Origin of the sequence: Micromonospora cremea (assembly GCF_900143515.1) — a bacterium.
Classification (GTDB): domain Bacteria; phylum Actinomycetota; class Actinomycetes; order Mycobacteriales; family Micromonosporaceae; genus Micromonospora; species Micromonospora cremea.
On record NZ_FSQT01000001.1, the window covers coordinates 942190 to 967117 of the forward strand.

General features: G+C 68.9%; 17 protein-coding genes. 14 read left to right on the plus strand and 3 right to left on the minus strand.

The window, feature by feature from the left end:
• The first annotated feature begins 80 nt into the window (after positions 1-80).
• From BUS84_RS04280 to BUS84_RS04300, 5 genes are read left to right on the plus strand one after another with little or no spacing between them, the layout of a single operon-like run.
• On the plus strand, positions 81-3338 hold the full coding sequence (locus BUS84_RS04280; RefSeq protein WP_074308927.1) for an AGE family epimerase/isomerase: 3258 nt from the start codon (positions 81-83) through the stop codon (positions 3336-3338).
• Positions 3338-4498, plus strand: a complete 1161-nt coding sequence (locus BUS84_RS04285) for a mandelate racemase/muconate lactonizing enzyme family protein (protein ID WP_074308929.1) — start codon at positions 3338-3340, stop codon at positions 4496-4498. Before BUS84_RS04280 ends, BUS84_RS04285 begins: the two co-directional genes overlap by 1 nt.
• On the plus strand, positions 4499-5395 hold the full coding sequence (locus BUS84_RS04290) for a dihydrodipicolinate synthase family protein (protein WP_074308931.1): 897 nt from the start codon (positions 4499-4501) through the stop codon (positions 5393-5395).
• A complete protein-coding gene (locus tag BUS84_RS04295) occupies positions 5392-6114 on the plus strand; it encodes an SDR family NAD(P)-dependent oxidoreductase (protein WP_074308933.1) in 723 nt (240 codons plus the stop codon). Before BUS84_RS04290 ends, BUS84_RS04295 begins: the two co-directional genes overlap by 4 nt.
• Complete coding sequence (locus tag BUS84_RS04300; protein ID WP_159450982.1) at positions 6111-6938, plus strand: SMP-30/gluconolactonase/LRE family protein; 828 nt, start codon at positions 6111-6113, stop codon at positions 6936-6938. Before BUS84_RS04295 ends, BUS84_RS04300 begins: the two co-directional genes overlap by 4 nt.
• A 210-nt stretch (positions 6939-7148) precedes the next feature.
• Here the strand turns inward: BUS84_RS04300 and BUS84_RS04305 are convergent, their stop codons facing one another.
• Positions 7149-7850, minus strand: coding sequence for a DUF305 domain-containing protein (locus tag BUS84_RS04305; RefSeq protein ID WP_084757181.1), 702 nt, complete (start codon positions 7848-7850; stop codon positions 7149-7151).
• 278 nt (positions 7851-8128) lie between these two features.
• On the opposite strand from BUS84_RS04305, the gene BUS84_RS04310 reads away from it, so the two are divergent.
• Positions 8129-9898 (plus strand): LVIVD repeat-containing protein, encoded by a 1770-nt coding sequence (locus BUS84_RS04310; protein WP_244298371.1) that lies wholly within the window; start codon positions 8129-8131, stop codon positions 9896-9898.
• A 311-nt stretch (positions 9899-10209) separates the two neighbouring features.
• Here BUS84_RS04310 and BUS84_RS04315 read toward each other — a convergent pair whose 3' ends face one another.
• Entirely contained in the window at positions 10210-10545 is a 336-nt protein-coding gene (locus BUS84_RS04315; RefSeq protein WP_244298536.1) for a DUF4352 domain-containing protein, read from the minus strand.
• Between the two features lie 911 nt (positions 10546-11456).
• On the opposite strand from BUS84_RS04315, the gene BUS84_RS04325 reads away from it, so the two are divergent.
• The 7 genes from BUS84_RS04325 (at position 11457) to BUS84_RS38135 (ending at position 20712) form a co-directional block, all read left to right on the plus strand.
• The gene (locus BUS84_RS04325) at positions 11457-12434 is read left to right on the plus strand and encodes a LacI family DNA-binding transcriptional regulator (protein WP_280175089.1); all 978 of its coding nucleotides are present in this window, start codon (positions 11457-11459) and stop codon (positions 12432-12434) included.
• 318 nt (positions 12435-12752) lie between these two features.
• Positions 12753-14858 (plus strand): glycoside hydrolase family 36 protein, encoded by a 2106-nt coding sequence (locus tag BUS84_RS04330; RefSeq protein WP_244298373.1) that lies wholly within the window; start codon positions 12753-12755, stop codon positions 14856-14858.
• 10 nt (positions 14859-14868) lie between these two features.
• On the plus strand, positions 14869-16176 hold the full coding sequence (locus tag BUS84_RS04335; protein ID WP_074308937.1) for an ABC transporter substrate-binding protein: 1308 nt from the start codon (positions 14869-14871) through the stop codon (positions 16174-16176).
• A gap of 60 nt (positions 16177-16236) precedes the next feature.
• A complete protein-coding gene (locus BUS84_RS04340) occupies positions 16237-17196 on the plus strand; it encodes a carbohydrate ABC transporter permease (RefSeq protein WP_208869519.1) in 960 nt (319 codons plus the stop codon).
• Positions 17193-18023, plus strand: coding sequence for a carbohydrate ABC transporter permease (locus tag BUS84_RS04345; protein ID WP_244298374.1), 831 nt, complete (start codon positions 17193-17195; stop codon positions 18021-18023). Before BUS84_RS04340 ends, BUS84_RS04345 begins: the two co-directional genes overlap by 4 nt.
• Positions 18024-18154: 131 nt before the next feature.
• Positions 18155-20557: a CBM35 domain-containing protein gene (locus BUS84_RS04350; RefSeq protein ID WP_143728224.1), complete on the plus strand. Its 2403-nt coding sequence runs from the start codon at positions 18155-18157 to the stop codon at positions 20555-20557.
• The gene (locus BUS84_RS38135) at positions 20554-20712 is read left to right on the plus strand and encodes a carbohydrate-binding protein (protein ID WP_159450983.1); all 159 of its coding nucleotides are present in this window, start codon (positions 20554-20556) and stop codon (positions 20710-20712) included. The genes BUS84_RS04350 and BUS84_RS38135 overlap by 4 nt, the downstream gene beginning before the upstream one ends.
• Positions 20713-21112: 400 nt before the next feature.
• Here the strand turns inward: BUS84_RS38135 and BUS84_RS39545 are convergent, their stop codons facing one another.
• Positions 21113-22825 carry a discoidin domain-containing protein gene (locus BUS84_RS39545; RefSeq protein ID WP_244298375.1) on the minus strand — a complete coding sequence of 571 codons (1713 nt, stop codon included), beginning with the start codon at positions 22823-22825 and terminating at the stop codon, positions 21113-21115.
• Between the two features lie 1359 nt (positions 22826-24184).
• Between BUS84_RS39545 and BUS84_RS04360 the strand changes: the two genes are divergently transcribed.
• Positions 24185-24625: a hypothetical protein gene (locus BUS84_RS04360; RefSeq protein WP_208869520.1), complete on the plus strand. Its 441-nt coding sequence runs from the start codon at positions 24185-24187 to the stop codon at positions 24623-24625.
• Positions 24626-24928 lie beyond the last annotated feature (303 nt).

The following is a 24928-nucleotide window of genomic DNA, read 5'->3' on the forward strand; positions in this document are numbered from 1 at the left end:
TGTCAGAGTGGCGCTCATGTTGCATCGTGTCAACCGCCGATTGCATACGAGTTGCAGGACCACGCCGCGGGGGCGGTTCTGTGACATCTGAACGTGGATTCCTGGCCTTCGACGGCCCGACGGAGGTCGACGGCCACGGCCACCCGGACGGGCGGCACCTGCTCAGCGCGGCGCTGCCGGCGATGGCGGGCAACTACGCGGTCCGCACCGCCGTGCGGGTGCCCGAACCGCGACACGGGACCGGCGTCAGCGCCGCCGAACTGCGGGTCAACGCCGACGCCGAGCGCTGGTACGCGATCCAGCTGCGGATCCGCACCGGTGTGCGGTACCTGTCGGTGTTGCGGCACGCCGACGGACGCGCCGAGCTGCTCGCCGACGACATCCTGTCCTTCGACTTCGCGCGGTATCTGCCCGTCGAGGTCACCGTCGTCGACGGCCGGCTCACCGTCGCGGTGGACGGGCGGACGGCGGCGGTCGTCACCGACGGGGAGCCGCTCGACGGCGGCGGGGTGGGCATCGGGGCGACCGGGATGGCCGCCGGGTTCGCTCCGGTGGAGGTGGTCGATCTCGGTCCGCGCACGCCGATCCCCGCCGACCGCGCCGACGCAGTCGGACCGGATCCGACCACAGCCGTGGTCGAGTCGTACGCCGCGGTCGAGGGTGCCGCGCACCGCCTCGAAATCGCCCGGCTGCGGTGGGCCGGCGGGTCCGGGTACGCCGCCGAGCTGCTCGTCCGGGCGGACGGCGGCTGGGAACCGGTGAGCGGCGACCGGTTCGGCGAGCGGTGGCTGGTGCTGCACGGCGACGGAGGCAGCCGCCGCAATCCACAGCGGAGCCTCGACCGGCACCCGGTGACCTTCGACCAGGTCGAGCTGCTCGCCCCGGACGCGGTCCGGCTGCGCGGCGGGCACCCAGAGCTGTTCACCCTCACGGTCACCTGGCGGCTGGCCGGGCCGCACCCCACGGTGGAGATCGAGCTGACCCCGCAGCTCGACGGCCGCTTGGTGGTCGCCTACCGGGCGTTCGCCGCCGTGCCCGTCGACGAGGTCGAGGAGGTGCTGTGCGGGCCGCTGCGGCACGCCCGGATGGTCGGCGGGCCGGCGTCCGTCGGCCGCGACGAGCTGTTCGCGCCGCTCTGCCTGGTGCAGCGCGGCCCCGTCACCACCGGGCTGTTCGCCCCGGCCGCGGAGCTGCCGTTCGAGTACGAGTCGGCCCGCGGCGACGACGACCAGCCGTTCGGGATGAGCATCGGCACCCCCGAGGGCACCGTGCAGCCCACTCTCTACGCCCCGCAGTACGGCCGGCGGGCCGACCTGCGCGCCGGCGAGCCGTACCGGTTCACCGTCGGGGTGTACGCCGGCCGCGCCGAGCTGTACGACGCCTACCGCGACCTGCTGCGCGGTGAGTACGGCTACACCGCCTACCGGCGCAACGTCCACGCCTCGCTGACCGACACGGTGCACAACCTGATCGACCTGATGAAGGCCGGCCCGGACACCGACGACCGGGTCGACTACCAGGATTCGCCGAGCGGCTGGTGGAGCCGGGCGAAGGGCTTCATCGACATCGAGAATGACCAGGCGGTCCGGGCGACCACCACGTCGGTGCTGCTCGGCGCGTACCAGCTGACCGGTGACGACGAGCTGTACGAGACCCGGGCGCTGCCGACGGTCGAGTTCCACCTGTCCCGCAACGCGTACGGATGGACGCCGCGCCAGGAGGCCACCGTCTACGGCGACCCGACGAAGAACACGCTGTGCGGCACTCCGTTCGGCGCGCCCGCGCTCGGCCCGCTGTACGCGCTGTCCCGGGGCGGGCTCACCGCCGCCCGGGAGCTGGCGCTCTCCGCCCTCGACGCGCAGGACTACTGGCTGAAGCGGACGCCGATGAGCGCGCCGCTGGCCGCGTACCGGATGACCCGGGATCCGAAGCTGCGGCAGCAGGCCGAGGAGGCCGCCGAGCGGTACCTCGCGGAGGAACTCGACCAGCCATACGGCGGCGAGGCCGACCCGCACGACTTCGCGATCTACTACTGCCGCGCGTGGATCGAGCTGCTGGAGATGTACACCGAGACCGGCCGCCGCCGCTACCTCGACGCCGCGCACCGCGAGGCGAAACGGTTCGTCACCATGGTGTTCGCCCGCCCGGTGCCAGACGGCACGATGACCGTGCCGCAGCGGCCGCTCTTCGTCGACCGGCAGATCGAGCTCACCGGTTGGTGGGACCCGGCCGATCTCTACGACTACCCGGCCACCGATGTGCCCGACGAGCAGGTGCCCGGCTGGCAGGTTTCACCGACCGGGCTGAGCATCGAGGCGATGAACACCTACCGGTTCAACGGGTTCACCCTCAACCCGGCGTGGGCGCCGTTCCTGCTCCGCCTCGCCGCGCACACCGGCGACGACCTGCTGCGGGACGTGGCGCACAACGCGCTGGTCGGCCGGTTCACCAACTACCCCGGCTACTACTACCGGCAGCTGACGGTCCACCACCTGCGCCCGGACTTCCCCTGGACCGGTCCGTTCGGCAACACCACCATCTACTACCACCACGCACCCGCCCAACTCGGCATGGCCATCGACTACCTCATCGCCGAGCACGAGACCCGCTCCGGCGGCGCGATCACCTTCCCCGCCGAGTTCGAGCAGAACTACGTCTGGTTCGCCTACCACGTCTACGGCCACCGGCCCGGCCGCTTCCACGGCGAGGACGGCGTCTGGCTGTGGCTGCCCAAGGGCCTGGTGCGGCTGGACACCGAGCAGGTCAACTGGATCGCCGCCGAGGGCGGGGACCGGCTCTGCGTCAGCCTCACCAACGCGTCGGCCACCCCGACCACGGTCACTGTCACGCTGGACCCGGCACGGGTGCCCATGACGGCCGCCACCCGGTACCGGGCAACGGTGATCCGCGACCGCTGCGCACCGCAGGAGGCGACCATGGTCGACCACCAGCTCACCGTCGAGGTGTCCGGGCACGGCATCACCGCGATCGTCGTACATGGCGTCGGCCCGCTGGACGTACCGCTGCACCGCACCGACGCGGCGCCGGTCGGCGCGCACCACTTCGACGACGGCCCAGTGGGTCCGGTGCGCGGCATCTTGATCCCCAAGCCGGACGGCAGCCGCTACCACGCCTACGTGCAGGCGGCCCACCGCGAGCCGGCGACCCTGCACTGGTCGCTCGACGACGGCGCCACCTGGCGGCAGCTCGACCGCACCGTGCACCCCAACGAGTGGACCGTGCCCGTGGACGACCTGTCCGCAGCGTTCACCTACGTCCTGCAAATCGGCGACCGGCGGTCCCGGCCGGTGCGGCTGGCCTGCGGACAGGAGGCGTGATGCGAGTCCGCGAGGTGCGCACCCACGTGCTGAAGGTACGCGCTGACGAGGCGTACCTGGGGCCGAAGAGCGACGGGAGCGCCATCGGCGGCGGCTACGAGGTCCGCGAGCCGTGGCGCAGCCTCTACTCGTCCCGCTACGAGACGCTGCTGGTGGAGGTGGTGGCCGAGGACGGCACCACCGGCTGGGGAGAGGCCCTCGCGCCGGTGGCGCCGGAAGTGCCGGCCGCCGTGATCGACCTGCTGCTCGCGCCGGTGCTGGTCGGCATGGACGCCACCGCGCCGCGCCCGGCCTGGTACCGACTGCGCGACCTGATGCGCGAACGCGGGCACCTGGTCGGCCACCAAGCCGACGCGCTCGCCGCCGTGGACATCGCACTCTGGGACGTCGCCGGACGCCTGACCGGGCTCAGCATCGCCCAGCTGCTCGGCGGCGCGTTCCGCACCCGGCTGCCCACGTACGTCTCCGGACTGCCCCGCCCCACCGACCCGCAGCGCGCGGCGCTGGCCCGCAACTGGGCCGAGCGGGGCGCCGCTGCGGTCAAGCTGCATCTCGGCCACGGCGTCGCCGCCGACCTGGCCACCGTCGACGCGGTCCGGGACGCCGCGCCCGGCCTGCGGATCGCGGTCGACGGGCACTGGGCGTACGGGGTGGACGAGGCGGTCGCGCTGGCCCGGGGGCTCGCCGACCGGAGCGCCTGGTTCCTGGAGGCGCCCCTGGCCCCGGAGGACATCGCCGGGCACGCCGAACTCGCGGCCCGCGCCACCGTTCCGATCGCGGTCGGCGAGGCGCTACGCAACCGGTACGAGTTCGCGCAGTGGCTCGACGCCCGGGCGCTGCGGATCGCCCAGCCGGACGTGGCCCGCACCGGCATCACCGAGGCGATGGCCATCGCCGAACTGTGCGCTGCCCGGCACGTGCCCGTCGCCCCGCACCACTCCGTCGGCATGGGCGTCGCCCTCGCCGCCGGCCTGCACGTCGCCGCGGCGGTCGCCGACCTCGCCGCGTTCGAGTACCAGCCGACCTCCACGGAGGTCGGATCCCGCATCCTCACCGGGCCGGTGCCCCTGCACCCGGCCGCGTTCGACCTGCCCGCGGGACCCGGACTCGGCGTCGACGTCGACGTCGAGACGGTTCGCGCCCTGGCCAAGGAGTCCTGAGTGCCCCACACCGTCCACGGCCTCGTGCCGATTCTTGCCACCCCGTTCGGGCCGGACGGCGGGCTGGACCTGCCCAGCCTGCGTCGGCTCACCGAGTTCCAGCTCGCCAGCGGCGTCACCGGTGTCGCGGTCTTCGGCATGGCCAGCGAAGGCTTCGCGCTCACCACCGACGAGCGGACCCGGATCCTCGCCACCGTCACCGAGGTGGTCGCCGGCGCGGTCCCAGTCGTCGCCGGGGTCAACGGCACGTCGACGGTGACCGCGATCGAACAGGCCGGCGCCGCGGTGGCCGGCGGCGCGACCGCGCTGATGGTGCTTCCTCCGTTCATGGTGAAGCCGACCCCCGACCAGCTGCTCGCCTTTTACGGCGACGTGGCCGCCGCTGCCGGGGTCGAGGTCATGGTCCAGGACGCGCCCGGCGCCACCGGCGTGACGATGCCGCCCACCCTCATCGCCGAGCTCGGCAAGCTCGACGGCGTCACCTCCGTCAAGGTGGAATCGCCGCCGACCGCGCCCAAGGTGGTCGCGGTGGTCGCCGCCCGCGCCGACGACCGCTTCGCCGTGCTCGGCGGTCAGAACGCCCAGTTCTGCCTGGAGGAGTACGCCCGCGGAGCGATCGGCACCATGCCCGCCTGCGAGTTCCCCGACCTGCTCGGCCCGGTGCTCGCAGACTGGCAGGCCGGCCGGCACGCCGACGCCCGCGCAGGCTTCGCCCGGCTGCTGCCGCTGATCCTGTTCGGCCTGCAGCAGGGCATCGCCTGGGCAGTGCACAAGGAGGTGCTGGTGCGGCGTGGCCTCATCGCCGACGCCACCGTCCGCTCGCCGGCCCGCCCGCTCGACCCGGCCAGCCGCGACTCACTCGCCACCATCCTCGCCGACCTTGGGCTCGCCCGGTGAGCGGACGCGGCATCCTCGTCATCGGTGCCTCCTCGCCGATCGGCACCGCGATCGCCCGCGCCTTCACCGAATCCGGCGATCGCGTCGTGGGCGTCTCCCTCGAACAGCACAGCGACCCCGCCTTCGCGGCGGAACTGGTGGCCGACTGCGCCGACCCGGAGGCTGCGGCCCGCGCCGTCGCCGACGCCCACCGCACTCTCGGCCGACTCGACGTGATCGTGCCCGCCGCCGCGGTCATGCCCGTCGCTCCGGCGACGCGGACCACCGACGCGCAGTGGCGGGCGGCCCTCGACGCGACCCTCGGCTCGACGTTCTATGTCGTCCGCGCTGCCCTGCCCCTGCTGCCGCGCGGCGGCGCCGTCGTCGCGGTCAGCTCCGTCAACGCCACCCTCGCCGCGCCCGGCCTGCCCGGCTACGCGGCCGCGAAAGCCGGCGTGGAGGGACTCGTCCGCCAGCTCGCGCTCGAGTACGGTCCCGCCGGCATCCGCGTCAACGCCGTCGCCCCCGGCATGATCGGCAAGGCCGACCTGCCCTCGGTCACCGAGGGCTACCCACTGCGGCGGGTCGGCCGACCCGACGACGTCGCCGCCGCCGTAACGTTCCTCGCCTCGCCGGCAGCGGACTTCATCACCGGCGTCGTGCTGCCCGTCGACGGTGGCCTGTCGATCGCCTCACCAGCGGCGTGGCTCCGCCCCGACCTGCGAGCGAGATGGCTGTGACATCTGGGGACTGGGCGGTGCTGGCTGACCTGCGCTGTGAGCTGGGGGAGTGTCCGGTCTGGGACGAGGCCTCGGCCCGCCTGCACCTGGTGGACATTGACGACCGGCGCCTCTGGGCCCTCGATCCCGCCGCCGGCACCGCCTCCGGCGCGACCTGCGACCGGCCGGTCACCGCCCTGGTGCCGCGGGCCGACGGGGGATGGCTCGGCGTCTCCGGGCGGGACATCGGCACCCTCGACCCGGACGACGGAACCTTCCAACCTCTGCTGTCCCTGCCCGGGCCGCCCGACCTGGCACTGAACGACGCGGTGTGCGGACGCGACGGCAACCTCTACGTCGGGTCGATCGACCGTACCCGGGCCGAACGCGCCGCCCTGTACGTGGTGGAGCCGGACCTGAACCATCGCGTCCTTGGCGGGCACGTGGGCGCATCCAACGGCGTCGACACCAGCCCGGACGGGCGCCTCCTCTATCACGCTGACAGCTTCGCCGACACGGTCACCGCGTACGGGCCCGACGGCCGTCCCGTTGCCGCGGTGCGGGTTGAGCACCCCGACGGGATCGCCGTCGACGCCGACGGCGGGGTCTGGGTGGCCTCGTGGGGGTCCGGCATGGTGTTCCGCTACACGCCCGACCTCGCTCCGGACCGCACGCTACGCCTGCCCGCGCCGCTGGTCACGAACATGTCGTTCGGCGGTCCCGGCTATCGATGGATCTTCGTCACGACCGCCCGGTCGGACGGCGCCGAGCTGTCCGGAGCCGTGTTCACCGCGGACGTCGGCGTAGCTGGTCTTCCGGCCGCCCGCTTCGCCGTCCAGCGCTGACGGCCGCGCCTTCCGGCGCCGCAAGCGCCCTGTCGACAACGTGCGGTAGCCCGCGTAGCCGAGGACGTATGGGCGCAACGCGCTGCGCGCCAGCCGGCTCGTCGTCGCACCGCAGCCGGGGTACGGCTCAGCGGGCGACCGGTGGAGCAGCGGCAGCACACGTCCATCATGCCGGGCGGGATGGCGCCTGGCACGGTGTCGGAGAAGGGGCTACTTCGCGCCGGTGAGGGTCTCCCGCATCCGGTTGATCTCGGCGCCCTGCTCGACCACGACGCTGCTGGCCGTCTCGTTGACGATGACGTTGACGCCGAGCGCCAGCACCTCGCCCGCCATGTCGATCGCGCCCTGATGGTGCTCGACCATCATGTCGACGAACATCCGGTCGAACTCGGCGCCTCGGGCGGCGGTGAGGAGTTCCAGCGCCTCCGCCGTCTGCATGCCGGCCATGCTGTGCTGGTGGCCGCCGCTGGAGTTCCGGTCCAGGCCTCGGTCCGTCAACCAGGTCTCCAGTGTCTTGATCTCCGGTTCCTGGGCCGCCAGGATCCGGTCGGCAATGATCTTGAGTTGCGGGTTCGCTGCCCGGTCCGCCGCCAGTCGGGCCATCACGAGCGCCTGCTCGTGATGCGGAATCATCATCGTGACGAACCGGATGTCGGCGTTGTTGTACGTCGGGCGCGGCGCGGGCGACTTCTCGTTCGCCCGGACGGTCTTCGCCGGCTCGCCGGGCGCCCCGGGCATCAGCACCGGCGCGGTCGCGTCCGGCAGACCGGGCAGGTCGAGAGATGCCTGGGGGTTGGCCGTCGCGGCCGATTCCGGTCGGCCCTCAGGCCACCAGACGACCACCGCGGCCCCGACGGCCAGCACGGCGAGCACCGCCAGCTCGACGAGGACAATCGCCCGCGAGCGTCCCAAAAGTGCTCGGATCCGTACACTTAGCACAACTCGACTCCCGCCATCTGACCGAGGTTGGCCGGGATGTTAGCGCGAGCCTGACCTGCACGGGGAAGATCACGGCAGCGAAAAGGTTCTATTAGCCCCACCTGCGGTTATTCGTGCCGCCGCACGCCCACCAGGTTTGCGTAACCGTGACCAGGAGCCCGCACAATATGTGAGCTGGGTCACAATCTCGGCACCGAACACCGGGTTATCGTCCCGCTACTCGCCGACCCGAACAACGAAGGGTGTCCACAATGATCAAACGAAATCCACAAGGGAGCCGGAGGCTGGCCATCGGCCTGGCCGCCACAGGCGCCCTTCTCCTCACGGCCGTCGTGGCCGCGGCGCCAGCGAGCGGCGCCACCGATACCAGCGGCAGCACAGACATCTGCGAATCGTTTGAGGCCGCCGGCGACAACTTCGCCGAATACTGCATCGCCGAGGAGGCGGCCAACGACGTGGCCGCCGCGAACACCACTCCGGGCGTCGACGAGATCGCCAGCAGCCCCAACATCCGGCAGATCGCCAACATCCCCAAGTTCGGCGGGTTCGCCAGCGAGGGGGCGTACAACTCGGACCTGGCCTTCCAGGGCAACTACGTCTTCGCCGGCAACTACGAAGGCTTCAACGTTTTCGACGTCAGCAACCCCAGCTCGCCTCAGGTGGTCAGCCAGGTGGTCTGCTCGGGCTCGCAGGGCGACCCGTCGGTCATGGGCAACCTGCTGTTCCTCGCGGTCGACGCGCCCCGCAGCAACGACTCGTGCAACAGCACGAGCGGCTCCTCCGCGCAGCAGAGCTCGTGGGAGGGCGTGCGGATCTTCGACATCAGCGACAAGGCGAATCCGCGGTACGTCAAGTCGGTCCGGACCGACTGCGGTTCGCACACCCAGACGCTGGTGCCGAGCAAGGACGGAAAGAGCGTCTACGTCTACGTCCAGTCGTACGGCCCGTCGAGCGGCGCCTTCTACTGCAAGCCGCCGCACGACAAGATCTCGATCATCAAGGTGCCGGTGGACAACCCGGCCAGCGCTTCCGTGGTCGCCACCCCGGTTCTCTTCCCGGGAACCAACGGCGCCGGCTCCACCAGCGGCTGCCACGACATCACCGCCTACCCGGAGCTCGACCTGGCCGCCGGCGCCTGCATGGGTGACGGCGTCCTGTTCGACATCTCCGACCGGGAGAACCCGGTGATCCTCAGCCAGGTCCGGGACACGAACTTCGCGTTCTGGCACTCGGCCACGTTCAACAACGCCGGCACCAAGGTGGTCTTCACCGACGAGCTCGGCGGCGGCAGCAGCGCGATCTGCACCAGCACCTACCGGGCCAACCAGGGCGCGGACGCGATCTACGACATCGTGGGTTCCGGTGCCGACCGCGAGCTGGTCTTCAAGAGCTACTTCAAGATCCCACGGTTGAACACGACCCTGGAGAACTGCGTCGCGCACAACGGCTCGCTGATCCCCGCCATGGGTCGTGACGTCATGGTCCAGGCCTGGTACCAGGGCGGCATTTCGGTAATCGACTTCACCGACTCGGCCAACCCGGTCGAGATCGCCTACTGGGAGCGGGGCCCGCTCTCCGACACCCGCCGCATCCTCGGTGGGGCGTGGTCGACGTACTACCACAACGGGTACATCTACTCGAACGACATCCAGAAGGGCTTCGACGTCCTCAAGCTGGACGACCCGCGAACGAACAACGCCCGGGCGGTCTCCTTCGCCGAGCTGAACGTGCAGACGCAGCCCAGCTACCCGGCCTGCACCACCGTCCTGCGCAACCCGCAGAACGGCGACCTCACCGTCACGTCCGGCATCACCTGCCTCGACGGTGCGACCGTCAACGGCAAGATCAAGGTCGCTCCGGGCGCCGGACTGATCGCCTTCAACTCGACCCTCAACGGCTCGGTCACCGCAACCGACGCCTCGGTGGTGTCGATCGTGGAGAGCCGTGTGAACGGCTCGGTGCACGCCCTCGGTGGCACCGTGCGGGACAGCAAGGTCAACGGTTCCGTGACGACGAGCTGAAGCACGGCCCGTCAACAGCATGACGGCTCCGGCCCGGCGGATCTCCGCCGGGCCGGAGCCCGTCTCCGGGGCGACACCGTCACCACCCCTTACCGGGCGCGGAGGCGGGCCGCGACGTCCTGCACCGCGCGGCCCATGTAGCGGGCGGCGTCGTCCTGGTCGGTGCCGAACTCGGCGTCGCCACGCGGGGCCCGACCGACGTGACGTAGCCGACGACCACACGGACATACCGATGACTCCGCCGGAAGGCAGCATCGCATGTCAGAGGGTGAATCAGGCCGGCCGGGTGACCCGCTCCTACATCGTCACTGTCAGAGTGTGACGACGGCGTCCTCGGCGAGGGTGAACAGGCCGGCGTCGAACGTGATCGTCTTCAGCTTGGTGCCCTTCGGCACGTCGAAGTAGACGTTCGCGGTCACCGCGTTGCCGGGGTTGATCTCGTCGAGGAAGCCCTGCCCATCGCTGTTGCCGTAGATTCCGGCCTCCCCGTCGGCCTCGTACTCCCGGCCGCTGGCGTCCTGTGCGGTGAGAGTCCCGTCGGCGTGGAAGGTGTGCGCGCTCTTGGTGACGTTCTTGACGGTCACGCTGACCTTGCAGAAGGTGCCCTGCGCCTTGATGTTCAGGAACTGGGAGCCGACCTGCGAGATCCCACACTTCTCGCTCTTGACGGTGAACTCGAAGTCACCGCCGCGGACATTGTCGCTCGGCGTCCACTTCGATCTAAGCCACCGCTGTCGGTTTCACCTGCACGTAGCGCTGCGGCTCGGGTCGGTCCAGCTGCCCGTTCCAACTCGCCGGCAGCGGCTGTGGCCAGGGGTGCGCGACGATTCCCCGGCGCGGCACCCGGGCGGGGACAGCAGCGGCGCGAGCTCCCGGCGTTGGGCCATCGCCAACGGGTGCGTCCTTGCCGTGTAGCGCAGCTGTCCCCGCCGATCGAACCGGCCGAGGAGCAGCGTGCTCGGATTGGCGAGGCTGCCGGTGACCCGCCGATGATCGCCTCGGTCGCCGCGGGCACGGTGAAGCCCTGGTCGGCCGCACGGAGTCCTCGTCGGCCTGCACCAGCCGGGCGATGGCCAGCACCGTGTTCCCGCCCGCCGAGGCAACCACGACCATGGCCCGATGCAGCCGGGCCACCGACCCGGTACCGCGCCGCACGAGGCGTTGCAGCCGTTGACCTTCTTGATTACTTAACCGGCGTACTCGAACTGGTTCTGCCACCCGCACAGCCTCAACCGCACCGTTCATCACCGCGCGGATCCGGCCCGGTGTGTCACCCCCGGCAACGTTTGTGGTCAAGGCATTAGCTGACCGCTTTCCACGGCGAATGATCCTATGTCCGAGGTTGACGCCGTCAACTGGCGTAGCCCTCGAGGTCACCCAGGGGACCGGCGCGCAGTCGACCGGACGTGAGGGGCCCGGTGGCCTGGTCACGACTGCGGTTTCTCGTGCGACGGGTGTCTTTGACCCCGACACCTCGACGGCTCACGATGGTGCTGTGACGCGATCTTTTTCCGGCCGGCCGGTTCGGCGGCGCGAGGCTCCGCCGAGCATCCGTGATGTGGCGGCTGCCGCAGGGGTTTCGTACCAGACGGTTTCCAGGGTGCTGAACGACTCGCCCAGGGTCAGCCCCGATACGCGGCAGTTGGTCCTGGAGGCCATCGGTCGGTTGGACTACCGCCCGAACAGGGCGGCGCGGGCGCTCGGTTCGGGCCGGGCGAGCGCGGTCACCGTGGTTACGGCGAACACCATGCTGTACGGCTACGCGTCCACGCTGCAGGGCATCGAGGAGGCCGCCCGGCTGAAGGGCTTGGCGGTCGGCGTCCGAGTGGTCGAGTCGGATCGACCGGTCGACGTCCGCCAAGCAGTCGAGTACGTCAGTGACCGGAGCGCGGGCAGCGTGATCGTCGTCGCGTTCGATGCGGCCGGTGCCGGGGTCCTGCGGGCGCTGCCGGCGGACATACCTGCGGTAGCGGCCACGGAGGCCGGTGGGCTGGCGGATACCCCGCGCACGATGCTCTTCTTGGACGAGCGGCAGGCCGCCGCGGAGGCGACGCGGTATCTGCTCGGGCTGGGGCACCGCACCGTGCACCATGTGGCGATCCCGTCCGAGACCGGTACGAGCGCGCGTCAGGCGGGCTGGCGTGATGCTCTTGAGGATGTCGGCGCTCCGGTCCCCACGGTCCTGCGGGGCGGTTGGGATCTGCGGTCCGCCTATCTCGCGGGGCGGCAGTTGGCAGCCGATCAGCACGTCACGGCGATCCTCTGCGGCAACGATGACACCGCGCTGGCGGTGCGTCGGGCCCTGTTCGAGGCGGGCCGGGACGTCCCGGGAGACGTGAGCCTGGTGGGCTTTGACGACGTGCCTGGGGCGGCTTACTGGACGCCGGCCCTCACGACGGTGCGGATGGACTTCGTGGCGCTGGGGCGGGTCTGTCTGGCCGCGGTGGTGGCCGAGGTGACCGGTGTGTCGGAGCCGCCGGTGGCGCTCGCCGCACCGCGCCTGGTCGTCCGCGAGTCGACGGCGCCGCCGAGGTGAGTTGAGGAAATGCGCGCGTAACAATGAGGTAACGCCCCCTTCCCGCAGTACATGTGACCGATCACACTTTCTAATCATGCGTGTGACCGGTCACATGGATGGCGGTGGGTTGATGAGGGCGAGAGTGGACTTCCGCGCGGTGCTGGCGGCGGGCCAGCCCGGCGCCGCTACCTCGCATGTGGTGGTTGACCTGCCGGCCGGCGTGAGGCTCCGCACCACAGCGCGAACGGCATCAGTCCGCGTCCGATCAACATTGTCGGGACCTGCCGCAACCAATGGCTGGCCGGAAACTCGTCCAGACATCGAACAGGAGCAGTAGTGATCTCGTCGGAACCCGTCACGAGCCTGGTCTGGGGCCACTCGGCGTTGAGGCTCGTCGTCGACGTGTCCCCGGACGGCCCGGTCGCGATCTCGTCCTTGTCAGACGGTGTTCGGCAGAGCCAGTCGCCGGCGACGCAGCCGCTGGTGGAGCTGCTGGTCGCCGGTGAGGGCCGCGCCCGGGCCTCGCACCGCTTCTCCGAGACCGCCATCGGACGGCGCCTGGCCTACGTTGGTAGCAGCCAGGCCCGCGACGGGGCGTGGTGCGAGCTGCGCGTCGACCTGCGCGACGAGCGGACCGGCCTGACCATCGAGACCCTCTTCCGGTCGGCCGAGGGTGTCAGCGCCTGCCAGGTCCGCACGCGGGTGACCAACCAGGGAGCGGCGCCGGTACTGCTCCTGGGCGTGACCTCGTTCGCCACCGGGATCGGCGGGTATCCGGTCGACGAGCTCGACGTGATACGGGCCGACAGTGAGTGGCTCGGCGAGAGCCGGTGGACCCGTCAACGGCTGCGCGACGATGTACCCGACCTGAACCTCCCGCTGCACGGCCAGGACGGTCGCGGCCGGTTGGCGGTCGTCAGCAGGGGGACCTGGTCCACCGGCACCCACCTGCCGACCGGCGGCATAATCCACCGCGGGGGCGGGCCGGCCTGGCTGTGGCAGGTGGAACACAACGGGGCCTGGCGATGGGAGGTCGGGGAGCGGCTCGACGGGTCCTATCTGGCTCTGCTCGGCCCAACCGATATCGACCACCAGTGGCAGCACCGTGTCGCGCCCGGCGAGAGCTTCACGACGGTACCGGTGTCGGTAGCCGTATCAGCGGACGGCTTGGACGGCGCGGTCGCCGCGCTGACCGCGCACCGGCGGGCGCTGGTTCGCCCGCACCGGGACCGGTCCGCGCTGCCGGTGGTGTTCAACGACTACATGAACACGTTGATGGGCGACCCGACCACCGCGAAGCTGCTGCCGCTGATCGACGCCGCCGCGGACGCCGGAGCGGAGGTGTTCTGCATCGACGCCGGCTGGTACGACAACGGCACCGCCTGGTGGGACAGCGTCGGCGAGTGGCAGCCGTCGCAGACCCGGTTCCCGCGCGGCATCGAGGAGGTACTCGCCCGAATCCGCCACCGGAAAATGGTGCCCGGCCTGTGGCTGGAGCCGGAGGTGATCGGGGTACGCAGCCCGATGGCCGACAAGCTGCCGAAGCAGGCCTTCCTGCAGCGCGGCGGCGTGCGGCTGGTCGAGCACGGCCGGTACCACCTGGACCTGCGCCATCCCCGCGCGGTCGCACACCTCGACGAGGTGGTGGACCGGCTGGTCGAGCAGCTCGGGGTCGGTTACCTCAAGCTGGACTACAACATCGACCCCGGCCCGGGCACCGACCTGGACGCGGACAGCGTCGGGGCCGGGCTGCTGGGCCACAACCGGGCTCACCTGGCGTGGCTGGACCGGCTTCTCGACCGGCACCCCGACCTGATCTTGGAGAACTGCGCGTCGGGTGCCATGCGGATGGACTACGCCCTGCTGTCCCGCATGCAGCTGCAGTCCACCAGCGACCAGCAGGACTACCTGCGGTACCCGCCGGTCGCCGTGGCCGCGCCGATGTCGGTGCTGCCCGAGCAGTCGGCGAGCTGGGCGTACCCGCAGCCAGACATGTCCGGCGAGCAACTCGCGTACACGATGTGCACCGGCTTTCTCGGCCGTCTCTACCTGTCGGGCCGTCTGGACGGCATGGACGCTGATCAGACGGAGTCCGTGCGCGCCGCCGTACAGGTCCACCGGGAGATTCGCGGCGACCTGGCGGCCGCGGTGCCGCTGTGGCCGCTGGGCCTGCCAGGGTGGGACGACCCGTGGCTCAGTCTCGCCCTTCGCGCGGGCGACGTCGTGTACCTGGCGGTGTGGCGGCGGGCCGGCGGCACACCGGCCACGACGCTGTCCCTGCCGCACCTGCGCGGCCGGGACGTCGAGATCGACCTCCTCTATCCGCGGCGGCTGCCGGCCTGGCGGTGCGACTGGGCCGCCGGCACGGGCTCGCTGACCGTCAGCCCCAACCGCCCCGAACCGGCAGCAGCGCGGCTGTTTCGGATCGTCCCCACCACGTAAGGAATACACGATGAAAAATTGGATCAAGATCGGCGCCGCGGCGGCGCTCACGCTCGGTCTCGCGGCATGCAGCGACCCAGCCGCGGAGGCTCCCACCGACACCACCGTCACGTGGGCGGACCCGACGGCGAAGCTCGACGGGGTCAAGTTGACGATCTGGGCGGCCCAGAACAGCAACACGGTGCCCAGCAAGGTAGTGGACGGGTTCGAGCAGGCGACCGGCGCCACCGTCGAGGTTGTCACGATCCCGGACCCGTACGAGCAGGGCATCCAGACCAAGGTCGCCACCGGCGACAAGCCGGACCTCGCGTTCTGGCAGCCGACCGCCTCCATGCTGACCGCGATCAACGCCAAGGCCAACCTGCAACCGCTCAATGAGGCGCCCTGGCTGTCCAAGCTCTCGCCGGACCTGCGCGACATCACCGGCATCCTCGACGGCACCCGCTACGCCGCCTTGATCACCAGCCCGGCCGTCGAGGGCGTCTACTACAACAAGGAGGTCTTCGCCGCCAACGGCATCGCCGCGCCGCCGAAGAACTTCAACGAGATGGTCACCCTCGCTCGTACGCTCAAGGCAAAGGGCGTCACCCCGTTCTACGAGATGGCCGCCGACCGGTGGGGCACCCAGTGGTGGGTGCAGATCCAGCTCGCCGACGCCGCGAAGGCCGGCCTGTGGGAGAAGATCAACAAGGGTGAGGAGACGCTCACCAGTCCCGTCGTGCTCGACTCGATCAAGACCTACAAGTCGCTGATCGACGAGGGACTGTTCAACTCCAACATCAAGACGGCCAAGTTCGAGGACCAGGGTACGGCGCTGCTCGCTGGCGAGGCCGCCATGGTGGTTCAGGTCAACTCCTTCTTCGGCCAGCTCCAAGCCAAGGCCGACACCGCAACCCTGGACAAGAAGATCGGATTCTTCCCGATTTCTCCGTCCGGCAACATCGGTACGTTCATTCCGGACCAGTCCAACGCCCTGGTCGCCTTCAAGACCGGCGACGCCAAGCGGGAGGCCGCGGCCCGGCAACTGCTGTCGTACTGGATGGGCCCGGGCTACCAGGACTTCGTCACCGACCGCAACACGATCTCGCTGCAGACCGCGGTGCCGAACCCGCCGGGCGTGCCCAAGGCCCTGCTCGACGTGCACGCCGCACTGCCGACATCGGTCGGTTCCATGCAGGCACTGGCGGTCGCCAACCCCGACCTGTACATCAACCTCGCTGACATGATCACTGGCTCCATGACGCCGGAACAGGTGGCCCAGGCCACCCAGGAACAGTTCGCCCAGTTGGCCAAGGCAGCCGGCGCGCCCGGCTTCTGAGCAATCGCACGTCGGGCGCGGCGCGTCCGCGCCCGACCTGCTGAAGGAGTGCCAGTAATGATGCCCACGGCAGCACAGGCGCGGGTGGGGGAGCGGAGCACCCCACCGGCTCCCGCCCCGGCAGGCGCCCGGCGCCGCCCCACGACGGGCGCCATCAACCGGCAGACGCATCCGATGTGGTTCCTGGCTCCGGCGTTCGCGATCCTGTTGGTCTTCTTCTTCCTGCCGACCGTCTTCAACTTCATCTACGCCTTCACCGACTGGTCCGGCTTCAAGAGCGAAATCAACCCGGTCGGGCTGGACAACTTCGCCGACCTCGCCGCCAGCGGAACCCTCTTCCGCGCCCTGCGGATCACCGTCGTGTACGCGGTCCTGGTGGCCATCTTTCAGAACCTGTTCGGATTCGGCCTGGCTGTCCTGCTAGAGCGCGACACCTGGCTCAACCGCCTGGCCAGGATCTTCTTCCTCATTCCCGTGCTCATGTCCGCCCTCGCCGTCGGCTACATCTTCCAGGCGCTTCTCAAGCCCGATGGCAGCCTCAACCAACTGATCGGCGCGGTTGCCCGAAGCCCGTTCGACTACGCGTGGCTCGGCGACACCACCTGGACGATCGTCGTGGTGGCGGTGATCCACGCGTGGAAGTGGATGGGACTGGCGATGCTCATCTACCTGGCGGGGCTGAAGACGATCCCCGAGGACGTCATGGAAGCGGCGCGCATCGACGGCGCCTCCCGCTGGCGGACATTCTGGACCATCAGATCCCCGCTGATGGCGCCGGCGGTCACCTTCAACGTCGCCACGGCGTTGCTGGGATCAATGAACGGCTTCGACATCGTGCAGGCCACCACCGGCGGCGGGCCGGCCCGCACCACGGAGATCCTCAACATCTTCATCTTCCGCACGTTCGGGCAGGGCCTGTTCGCCCAGGCCACCACCATGAGCCTGATCCTGTTCCTGCTCGTCGCCTTCATGGCTTTCCCCGTGATCTATGTACTGCGTAAGCGGGAGGAGATCCTGTGATCAGCGATGCGCGCCTCTGGCGCCGGCTGCAGCCGGCCGTCACCATCGTGCTCGGGCTGGCCGTCATCGGGATCCCGCTGTGGCTCGTCGTGGTGACCGCCGGCAAGTCTCGGAGCGAGGCGTTGACCCCGGACCTGTCCCTGCCATCCGAGTGGCACCTGTGGGAGAACCTTCGTCAGGTGTGGACGGACGGCGAGGTTCCGGCCGCTTTTCTCGGCAGCCTGCTGGTCGTCGTACCCACGGTCTTCGGGGTCCTCGCCCTCGGATCCATGGCCTCCTGGGTGCTGGCCCGCCACGCCACCCGCCTCAACGCCGTCCTGTACGCCCTGGCGATCAGCGGCATCATCCTGCCCCCGGCGGTCGTCACCGTGGTACTCCTGCTTCGCCAACTCGGCCTCGCCGGCACCGCCATCGGCATGATCGGCGTCTACATGGGCATCTATATGTCCACTGTCGTCTTCTTCGTCACCGGCTTTATCCGTACCATCCCCACGTCACTGGAGGAGGCGGCCCAGGTCGACGGCGCCAGCCCGCTGACGGTGTTCCGGCGCATCGTGCTGCCGATGCTCCGGCCGGTGCTCGCCACCGCCACCGTCCTGATCAGCCTGTACGTCTGGAACGACGTCTTCTACGCGTTCTTCGTCGTCGGCGGGCGCCTCGACACCCTGCCGCTCAACCTCTTCAGCGTCGCCAGCGCCGGTCTCTACCTCAACAACTGGCACCTCATCTTTGCCTACGTCATCTTGATGAGCCTGCCCCTGATCGTCGTGTTCGCCGTGGCCCAACGAAAGATCATTTCCGGCATCACCAATGGCGCCGTCAAATAGCAGAACCTCTCCCGCGAGGAAGTGAGACGTCGAGGGAGTCGTGGGTTCACATTGCCATGACCCGTGAAAGGGAGGCGAGGAATCGAACCGCAGTTCCGAAGGATGTCTGAATCGAACGAAATGAGGATGACGTGCAAAAATGGATCGCCTCGATCACTGCGTTGAGCGTTGCGATGGGCGTGAGCGGTGCGACGGCCGCGCCACCTCAGCAGGAAGCGCGCGCCGACAACGTCAAGCAGCTACTCGTCGATCTCGGTGAGCGCACCGGCCCGTTCGTCGGCGCCGGCGGCGGGACTCTCTACGGACTCAGCGACGAGGGCGTACCCAGCGACAACACCCTCGAACCGCTCCGGATCCACAGCATCGCACAGAAGCCGCCGGCGGGCGCCCAGCACCCGAACGGCGACGCGATGGTGGTCGCGGAGCCGTTCTTCCGGACAGGCGGTGAGTACATCCAGATCTACGTCCAGGACATGTACGCGTCGTGGCCCTACGAGAACCCGGGCGGTGTGGTCCCCTGCAACGAGGTCTGCTTCGACGACTTCATGCAGAAGTTGGCCTGGGTGGTCGACCGGGCGTCAAACAGCCCGCATGCCGACCGTTTCGTCTACGTGCCGTTCAACGAGCCGGATCACATCTGGTACGAGTTGGGTACCGGCAACAACGCGGCCTACCGGACCCGCATGGACGCCTTCCTCAACCACTGGAAGAGGGCTGTCGAGTACATCCGCGCGCATCATCCCGAGGCGCGGGTGATGGGAATGAACGACGCCACATTTCGTCAGCGCAACTACGCCGACTTCCTGACGTTCGCTCGAGACAACAACGTCCTGCCGGACATCGTCTCGTGGCACCAGTTGCCATCCAACAGCCTGGACCCGGCGAGCACCAACTATTTCCGCACCACCTTCCGGACCTACCGCAACCTTGAGCGGGAGCGCGGCATTACGCCGATTCCGATCAACATCAACGAGTACGCGGGGAACCGTGACCTCACGGTGCCCGGACAGCTCATCAAATGGACCGCGATGTTCGAGGAGGCGAAGGTCGCCGCCGGCGGCAAGGCCTACTGGACCGCGGCCGGCGGCCTCGCCGGTGACGTCGTCCAGACCAACAAGCCAGGTGGCGGCTGGTGGTTCTACAAGATGTACGCGGACCTGAAGGGCGGCGACACGGTCCGCGTCACCCGTCCAGACACCACCACCATCGACGCCCTGGACGGGATCGCCGTCGTCGACGACGACAGACGGCAGGCCCGGATCGTGGCGGGAGGCGGCGCCGAGGACTTCGACGTCGTCATCGACAACGTCGACGCCGACCTGTTCGGCAAGAAGGTCGGCGTCACGATGTCCGCCACGACCTGGAGTGGCCAGAACTCCGACGCTCCGCCGCCCGTCGTCCTGCTCGACTCCGATGTCGCCGTCAAGGACGGCAAGATCACGGTGCCGGTCCGCGGCCTGGGGGTGCACGGCGACGGCGGTGCGAACACGGACCTGATGGCCGCGTACGAGATCGTCCTCTCGCCCGGTGGCCGGGGCTCCCGGCAGCCGATCGATCGCCCGTGGCAGGGGTCCTACGAGGCGGAGAGCGCGACCATCACCGCCGGGCAGGTGTACACGCAGGGCACCGTACAGAACTGGAACGGCGCCGCCGCGTCGGGCAATCGCGATGTCGGTTCCCTGAACAGGTCCGACAGTGCCGTAGACTTTAATGTGGACGTCCCGCAGGCCGGCACCTACCGGCTGGGCATCATGTACGGCAACCAGACCGGGCAGCCGTCCCAGCAGGTGCTGACCGTCAACGGTGGCCAGGCGCAGTTCGTCGACTACGAGGCGACAATGAACTGGACGTGGCGCACGCGCAAGGACGTCAACGTCGAGCTCAATCAGGGGACCAACCACATCCGCCTCGCCAAGTCGCACCCTGAGCTAGGCGCGGCCGTCGGTGAGGCGACCCTGGACCGTGTCGATCTGGAGCTCGTATCGCGCGCGGGGCCCGGGACCCGGCGCTACGAGGCCGAGCTGTCCCAGGCGACGGCAGGCTCCGTCACCCACGAGTACGACCATCCGCAGCAGTCCGGCGCCGGACACCTGGTGCTCAAGCGCGGTGGCGAAGCCATGTTCACCGTCTACGCCGAGGAGGACGGCTACTACGACATCCAGTTCCGGCACAACAGTCCCGGTAAACGCGATACCGCCGTCGCCCAAATCGGCCTCGACCGCCGTCCCGTCGACGGGGCGCACCTGCGCGCCACGCCGGGCGGTACGTTCTGGGACACCGACACCCATCGGCTCTTCCTGTCCGCCGGGGTCAACCGAGTCACTGTGCAGGGGATAACACCGACACCCGTACGACTCGACGCGATCATCGTCACGCGGGCCGTGACGGGCGCTCAACCGGTGCGGTCGCACGAGGCTGAGAGTGCAGTCCTGAAGGGTTCCGCGGCCGTCGAAAGCCACGGTTACGCCTCCGGCGGCCAGTACGTCGGCGGGGTCGGTCATGGGGGAACTGGTGGGCCAGGGGAGTGCCGGTGACCCTCAAGGCCGGCCGGAACGAGATCACCCTCTACAACGACCCGGCCAACAGTGCTACGGCGCCGGGCTGCCCGTCGCCGTGCCGGGCGAGGCTCGACAGTGAATGGGCGCCGAACCTCGATCGCTTCGAAATCGCGCCGGTGCGGGTCGGCTGATCGGACCCGAGTTCCAGGCTCGCCCCGTGCCAACGGGGCGAGCCTGGCACGCAACAGCGGCCCGCCGAAGGGTTGCCCGGCAGGGGGAGTGGCGTCGCTCAGGTGATCTGATGGATGACTGCGGACCCGATCCGGGCGTACGCGTCTCCGGATCAGTTAATGCGACCGCGCCCACAAACCGCACTTCAGACGGCCGAACCGACTATTCGAGCTCCACACCCGCAATGACGGCCACGGCCACCGCCCCACATCGAAGATCTTGATGAATCTCGACGATCAGGCGGTGGCCGCTCTACGTCACGTCCACACACCGAACCAACCAGCGGTCACCGGCAGCACCCCGACTCGGGAGTCGAATCGCCAGTGACCCCGTTGCCGGTATGAATGGACGCACCGCACATCACGATGGCGGGTAAGCCTCCAGCTCGTAGATGCGGGCCGAGGGATCAGTCGTCTGCGCCGGGGCGGTGACATTGAGTCGGACATAGCGGCCAAATGCGTCCACGTAGTGGGTACTGACATTCGCCGTGTTCGCGGTCACGGTGACGACCGTCCACCACTGTATGGCGTCAGCGCTCATCTGGATGTTGAAGGCGCGGGTGTTGAACGACGTCGCCTCCCCGCCGGCGCCAGCATGACGCAGCACAAACTTCCTGATGTTCACAAGCGAGCCCCCAGGGGAACCAAGATCGACACGTAGCCACTTGCCAACCCCTGTGGAACACCACTTGTCCGACGCGCCGCCGGTCGAGCTACCGTTGACCGCCTTCTGCGGGCCTTGGGTCAGCGCGCACTGACTGTCCGCGATCGCGGGCTTGTTCAGCGCGAGATTAACCTCCGGCGGCAGTGACCCGGCCTGACCGTAGACCTCCAGCTCGTAGATGCGGGCCGAGGGGTCAGTGGTCTGTGTCGGGGTGGTGATGTTGAGGCGGACGTAGCGGGCGGTTGCCGTCACGTCGTGGGTGGTGACGCTCGCGGTGTTCGCGGTCACGGTGACGGCCGTCGTCCACGTTGTGCTGTCAGCGCTCATCTGGATGTTGAAGGCGCGGGTGTTGAACGACGTCGGCTCCCCACCGGCGCCAGCATGACGCACCACGACCCGCCTGATGGTCGCACTGGATCCGAAATCGACGCGCAGCCACCTGCTGGCCCCCGTGGAGCACCACTTGTCCGACAGGCCGCCGGTCGAGCTACCGTTGACTGCCTTCTCGGGGCCCTGGGACAGCGCGCACTGGCTGTCCGCGGTCGTGGGCTTGTTCAGTGCGAGATTGACCCCGCCGTAGACCTCCAGCTCGTAGATGCGGGCCGAGGGGTCAGTGGTCTGTGTCGGGGTGGTGATGTTGAGGCGGACGTAGCGGGCGGTTGCCGTCACGTCGTGGGTGGTGACGCTCGCGGTGTTCGCGGTCACGGTGACGGCCGTCGTCCACGTTGTGCTGTCAGCGCTCATCTGGATGTTGAAGGCGCGGGTGTTGAACGACGTCGGCTCCCCGCCGGCGCCAGCATGACGCAGCACAAACTGTCTGATGTTCGTACTGGATCCGAGGTCGACGCGCAGCCACTTGCTGGCCCCCGTGGAGCACCACCTGTCCGACGGGCCGCCGGTCCAGCTACCGTTGATTGCCTTCTCCGGGCCCTGGGACAGCGCGCACTGACTGTCCGCGATCGCGGGCTTGTTCCACGCGAGATTGATGTCGGGCGTGAGTGGAATCGCCAAACAGGTTTGGCTCACGGTGAAGTCGCCTATTGGGTTGCCCGTGACCTCGGCGCTGCCGTTGATGATCTGCAACCCTGCCTGCACCCTGACCCGGGCCTGCGGCGTGCCCTGGGTGATGTCGCCGTCGGGTCCGGGAACGATGACGGGGGCGAGCTCTTGGCCTTCCGGCGTCATGAAGTACAGGGTCAGCCCCTTGAACTCACCCTGCTCAGGGGTTGGCAGTCGGAAGGTCCAGACATCCAGGCCGACAAAGGGACCATTTCCGGGCTCCTGGCAGTTCGGTGGGAAGCCGTCCGCGCTACGCCCCGCCTGCTCGGACCAGAGAGGGACCTGAGGGCTGGGCTGGGCCCAGGCCGGTGTGGCGGCCGAAAGACCGATCATGCAGATCAGCAGCGCCACGATTAAACGGAACAAATCACGCACATGCATGGGAATCACCATTAGCTTTATCTGTCGAGACTGGATGGTCGTACCGAATGTCGTCGTCCGCGTGAACCACCTATCCACGGGCAACGAACGTGTGCTCGTGTGGGTGCATACTGATCGAGTAGTTTTTGGAACAGTTCAAGCTGGCCGGCGTCACCCTCTTCCTCCACCACGAGGCGGCCGTTTGGTCTGGTCGTCCGTCATCTTGAGCGTCTGCTTCGACATCTGGTGCAGGGTTTTTGCACATTCACAGATGGTCGAATGTTCGCGCACGCGTAGTAGCGATTGTCGGTGGCGTGGTTGCCGCTCAATCGCTATTCTTTCCGGGCCCAATGGCCGGACGCAGGTCAGGGTGGTCCTGCTATCGGCGCAGGTCAAGGCCTATCCGCGACAAGACTAGTGGGGCGACAGCCGGGATCAGTATCTGGAACAAGGCCGTTTTCGGTCACGCGACGGGCAATGCCTGGAAACCCCTTGTCCCGTAAGGGGGTCCGCAAGATTTCCCGTCAGTTAACCCCCTGTCCCAGCAACTTAATCAGGCTACTTTCGAACACCAATGCGGATTAGCCGATCTGTTGCTACTGGAGGACGAAACGACGGATGCTCATATAGCCGACTTGCCCTACGTGTCGCATCAGGTCGGGCAACAATTCATGGTGTACGACGGTATTTTTCGGCAGGGGGCTAGCTTGCTGAGCGGACCAATCGGTCTCACGCCTCGGCCCGCCCCTTGCTTGTATCGCAGTCCGCGCCGAACGGCGGCTGCACTTGTGCGTCGGGGCGCATGCGGCAGCCGAGGGCGAGTGCCGGCCGCAGCGGCACGGCCACCAGTCCCGCTTCGGCATGGTCGCCGAGCCGCCGGCGTAGCCGTGCCCGCTGTGGCGCTCGCCCGGCTTGTCCCCGACCAGTGGCGGACCTGGCGGTAGGAAAAGGCGACTTGTTCACAAACGCCGAGGGCCTCCTCGGCGCGGTGCCGGGGCGGCCTTTCAGGGGCGGGTGCGGGCTAGGTTCTTTCTTCCTCAGCTCCTCGAGCCGAGCCCGGAGGAGGGCCGTCTCAGCCTCCAGCCGCGCGCCTCGGCCCTCGAGACGCGCTCGTCGGCCTTTGACGAGCGCCCTGCACGCGGCCGCGCCGCATCCCCATCGCGACCTCATCGGCGCGTCCCGCTCTGCCGCGCGGCGAGCGCCACGCTCGGGGTTGATGGTCCCCCGAGCGAGCGAGGCAGTTGGTTCTGCGGGGGGAGTCCGGTCGCGGGCGCTCAGGGAAGGGTGATGGGCAGTCGATGATTGGAGGGAGCCGTGAGTCCCACCCCCGTCCGCCCGTCTCGTTGGGCGGTGGCGGCTGCCTACGCTGTGCCGCTGTGTGTTCTTCCGTCGGCCATCTGGCGGGTGACGGCACCTGTGGGCGGCACGGTCGGCTGGTATCTGATCTTCCTGTCCGTGTTGTCCATGGCCCTGGCCGTGCTGACGCTCGGGCTCGTGCATCAGTGGGGTCAGCGTCTTCCTCGGTGGCTGGGCGGCAGACCACTTGCGCCTGGCGCGGTGACCCGGCTGGCGATCACTGGCGGCCTACTGCTCGTGGTCATCTGCGTCTACTTCTTGCTGAACCAGGCGTTCCATTTCGTCGATCGGGGGTGGAGTCCGACAGCGGTGCAGGACGCTGTCGTGCACGATCGGCCGGGCTGGGACATCTTGCGGTACTACGTTCCCCTGCTCGCCTGGGGTCCGCTGCTGATTGCCGTCGCCGTGGACTATCGCAGGCGCGCCATGCGGTGAAGGCGACCAGGGTGACGACGTCGGACCGAGGAGCAACACCCAAACGTCCGGGGTTCAAGTCGCCCCTCGGACACTGACCGAACCCCAACGGCGCAACCACGGCTGCGGTGGTTACCGGGGTGCCCGTTGCAGCTCTGTCTGGACGACGATCATGGATTCGGGGTCGACGTCGCCCCGCCTCACCTACCACGCTCGGGGAGTGGCTGCTCATGGAGTCCGCACTGCTTCATCCAGGTACCTACCGGGCGAGTTCCAGGACACCATGGCGACTGCCGGCCTGCAATGCTCTGGCTCGTCCGGAGA